General features: G+C 62.3%; 4 protein-coding genes. 2 read left to right on the forward strand and 2 right to left on the reverse strand.

The genetic code is table 11. The features are described from left to right. Positions 1-153: 153 nt before the first annotated feature. Entirely contained in the window at positions 154-285 is a 132-nt protein-coding gene (locus tag PMI35_RS35665; protein ID WP_274517856.1) for a hypothetical protein, read from the reverse strand. Between PMI35_RS35665 and PMI35_RS13145 the strand changes: the two genes are divergently transcribed. Both PMI35_RS13145 and PMI35_RS13140 read left to right on the forward strand, forming a co-directional pair. Further along, positions 273-938, forward strand: a complete 666-nt coding sequence (locus tag PMI35_RS13145; RefSeq protein WP_008061075.1) for a phosphoribosyltransferase — start codon at positions 273-275, stop codon at positions 936-938. The two genes, PMI35_RS35665 and PMI35_RS13145, sit on opposite strands and share 13 nt — an antisense overlap. 154 nt (positions 939-1092) lie before the next feature. Continuing rightward, positions 1093-1662: a YceI family protein gene (locus tag PMI35_RS13140; RefSeq protein WP_008061076.1), complete on the forward strand. Its 570-nt coding sequence runs from the start codon at positions 1093-1095 to the stop codon at positions 1660-1662. Positions 1663-1748: 86 nt separating this feature from the next. On the opposite strand, the gene PMI35_RS13135 is transcribed toward PMI35_RS13140, so the two are convergent. Next, the coding region (locus PMI35_RS13135) for an Ig-like domain-containing protein (protein ID WP_032831735.1) at positions 1749-4009 on the reverse strand (2261 nt) is incomplete at its 5' end.

Genomic DNA, 4009 nt, shown 5'->3' on the forward strand with positions numbered 1-4009 from the left:
CAGGAATGGATATGTACACCTGAAAGAGAATGGTCGGCTGTCAGGCCGCTTTCGCGAGCAAGCCCGCTCCCACAGTAGATCGGGTACAGCCGTGAGAGATGGGTCGGCAGTCAGGCCGCTTTCGTCGGAACGCCGCCCGGAGCATGCTCGCTCCTACAGTGGAACGGCGTGAGCACTGGACTTGTGTTCGAGCTTGCTGACAGCCCCCGTCGAACCGACAATTGATGATGTGATGCGAACCGACAGGCGTTGATCGCCTGGGGAGGTTTCAAATGAATCACTCATCGCAAACCCTCCTGCGCGACCGCACCGACGCCGGTCGACGCCTGGTGGAGCCGCTGCTTCCCTATGCCCAACGCGCCGATGTGATCGTCCTGGCCTTGCCCCGGGGCGGGGTGCCGGTGGCCTATGAAGTGGCCACGGCGCTCGGCCTGCGCCTGGACCTGATGCTGGTGCGCAAGCTGGGTGTTCCGTCCCACCCGGAGTACGCCATGGGTGCCATTGCCAGTGGCGGTATCGAAATTCGCAATGAGCAGGCGCTGCGGGCACACCCCATTGACAAAGCCGCGTTCGAGGCCGTGGTCGCCCGGGAAACCCGGGAGCTGTTGCGTCGCGAGCAGGTTTACCGAGGCTCGCGGGCGCCGGTGCAGCTCAAGGACCAGGTGGTGATTCTAATCGACGACGGGTTGGCGACTGGGGCCTCGATGCTGGCGGCGGTGCGGGCGGTGCGTGGGCAGGCGCCGGCGCGCATCGTGGTGGCAGTGCCGTTGGCGCCGGTTGAAACGGTCGAGTCGTTGCGCCGTGAGGTGGATGAGCTGGTGTGTCCGATCATGCCCGATTGGTTTACGTCGATCGGGCATTGGTACATGGATTTTTCCCAAACGTCGGACAAAGAGGTCATCGATCTGTTGCAGCGGGCGTGGCAGCGTGAGGCCTGAAATCGCCTTCGCAGGCAAGCCAGCTTCTGCAACAGATGGTCGCAAATCCGTGCGGCCAGTGGAATAAACGGCCGTTCTTTGCTTTAGTCCTCCTACTGCTGGCTTGCGTGTGTTCGACACTTTCCCATGAGGGCGCCCCGGCCCGGAGTGTTCCATGAACCCTCGATTCCTGCGTTTCATACCCCTGGTTGCCCTGCTTGCGTTGGGCGTTCCTGCGCAGGGTGGTGCAGTTGAATACTCGGATGTGAATGCCAAGGCCAGCACCATCAGGTTCACCTACAACCAGATGGGCACGCGAGCCTTTGGCACTTTCAAGGAATTCGTCGGGGACCTTGATTTCGATACCGCCCACCCCGAGGCAGCCCGTGCCAACTTGACCATCGATCTGACCAGCATCGACGCCGGTAGTGACGACGCCAATACCGAGCTGCAAAAGCCTGCCTGGTTTGACACCGAGCGCTATCCGCAGGCCACCTTCGAATCAACGCGCGTCAAGGACCTCGCCAACGACCGCTACCTGATTACCGGCAATCTGACGCTGCGGGGCCTGACACGCAAGGTGGATGTGCCGGTTCTGCTCAAGGCCGACGGCGGTGTCGGGATCTTCGTCGGCGAGCTGACGCTCAAGCGCAACGACTTCAAGATCGGCGAGGGGGAGTGGGCCGACAGTTTTGTTTCCAACGACATCAATATCCAGTTTCGCATGGTCGCGCCACAGCGCTAGCGAGTACGCAGGGGGTGAACAAGATCGGTTGATGGCTTGATTGTGCGGCGCCCGGTCCACATGGCATGGACCGGGCACCAAGCGCTTCAGTGCGCCACTATCGGCACCGTAACTGTCTGCCCGAAGACCGAACGTATGATTGCGGTCGGGCTCGATGTCGGGCCGGCGCCGGTGGTACTCACCGACACCCTCCAGCGCGCTCCGGAGCCGGTTGGCGTGAGGATTGCGTTACCGAGGTTGAGCGGGCCAGCGGTGGTGGTGACGGTCACCGTCAACGTGTTGCCCGTGCCCTTCGACGTGGTCCCGGCCAGGTCCCAGGTGTAGCGATTGTTGCTGCGCACCGTGACAGTCGCACTGGTCGCCACCAGCTCTTCGTTGACCGTCGGTGCCGGCGTCACCGCCACGGACACCGTTGCCGGTTCCGACACCGCGTTCTTCGCGTCGCTGGCCTGATAGGTGAAGGCTGCGGTGAAGGGCGCACTGATGCTGGCCGGTGGTGTGTAAATCACGCGCACACCGTCGGTGCTGACCACGCCCTGGCCGGAGTCCGGTTGGCTCAGGCCCACCACTTTGAGCGGCAGGTTACCGTCCGGGTCGGTGTCGTTGGCCAACACGTTGATGGTCACCGGCTGGCCGTTGCTGCTGGCGGCGCTGTCGGGGTTGGCGACCGGTTTCTGGTTCTGGTTTTCGTCATCGTCACCGTTGCCATCACCGTTGCCCGGTGTACGGAAAGTCGGCAGCGCCGCGGAAGCCACATAGGTCACGCCGTCCCAACCGGGCAGGGGCGTCGGCATCAACTGGAACTGCCCCGGGTGCTCGATATCCCAGCGCAGCAGCATCGAGGTGTCCTCGTGCTGGGTGTTGTGGCAGTGCTCCATGTAGGTCCCGGCGAATTCGCGGAAGCGGATGGCCATTTCCACGTCCACCGAACTGTCGATGCCTTCGCCGATGCGATACACGTCCTTGCGTGCCCATTTTTCCCATTCAGGTGGCGCCTTGCCGTCACGGCTGAGGATGATGCCTTCTTCGAAATGCACGTGCACCGGGTGGTTCCAGCCATTGCCACCGTTCTTGATTTTCCACACCTCCAGCGTACCGTCGCCGCTGTAGCCGCCATCGGTCGGTCCGGTGGACAACTGCGCCGCCGCACTGATGCGCCGGGAGTCCATGTCGTAGCCAAAACCGCCGTCGGTCTTGATCGTCCACGGTGCTTCGTCGGTGCCGTCGGAACGGCCGAAAATGAACTCGCGATGCCGCGCCACTTTGATTTTGGCAAGGTCGGCGGCGTTATCGCGATCGAGAGTCAGCGGGATCATTTTCTTGCCCGCCGGTTTGCCCGGTTTGGCCGGCTCATAAGCGACCGGGTCCATGCTCAGGTCCTGGCCGGTGTAGGGCTGCACGATCATTTGCATGAACTTGCCCACCACCGGGTCGCCCTTGTCCCATTCCGGTCCTTTGCTGCCCTGCTTGATCACCGCCTTGTACTTCTCGGACAGTACGTCGGCCAGGCTCAGGCCGTTCTTTTCCGGACCCTTGCCGGTCTTGTGTTCCATCAGGTTGACGAAGTACAGCTTGTCGCCGGTCTTGATCCCGTTTTTCGCGAAGTTGACGATGATGTCGAAGCGCTCGGCGATGCCCTGGGTCGGCAGGATGCCGTTGTGGTTCTGTTTATCGCCATCACCGTCCAGGTCCATGCTGCCGTCGAACGGCACGGCGTGTTCCATGATGTTGCCGTCGTTGCCGATCAGGTGGAACGGCACCCGGCTGTAGGACACCCCGGAACCGGAAGGCCCTGGGAACTCACCACCGTTGCCGGCGATTTCACGCACCAGGGCGATGCGGAAGTAGCGCGACACCGAGCCGTTGAGAATGCGGAAGCGGTAACTGCGTGCGCGCACTTTCAGGCGTGGCTCGTACTGCCAGTTGACCAGGATCTGATCGCCGAGAAAACCGTCGGTGTTGAACGGGTTGAACCACAGTTGGCCGTTTGCGTCCCAGGCTTTGTCGGCGACCACCAGGTTGACGTCGTAGTCGCGGTTGCCCCATGGCATGGCCGAGCCGCTGGGCAGGCGCAGGTTCACGCCGTCTTCGATGGCTTCGTTGCCGCGGTCCAGGGCGCTGTAGTAGTTCATCATCACCGCGTTGCCCTTGTAGACGTTCTGCGCGGTGAAATCGAGCATGTGGTCGTGGAACCAGTGGGTGCTCATGGTTTCGCGCCAGTCGCCACGGATCTTGATCGTGCCGTTTTCACAAGTCTTCAGGCCGGGGCTGGCGTCGTTGACGAACAGCTTCTCACCCGGTGCGCAAGGGAACGCCGCGCGCGGGTCTTCAGCCTTGGTGTTGATGG

Source organism: Pseudomonas sp. GM78 (assembly GCF_000282475.1).
GTDB lineage: Bacteria > Pseudomonadota > Gammaproteobacteria > Pseudomonadales > Pseudomonadaceae > Aquipseudomonas.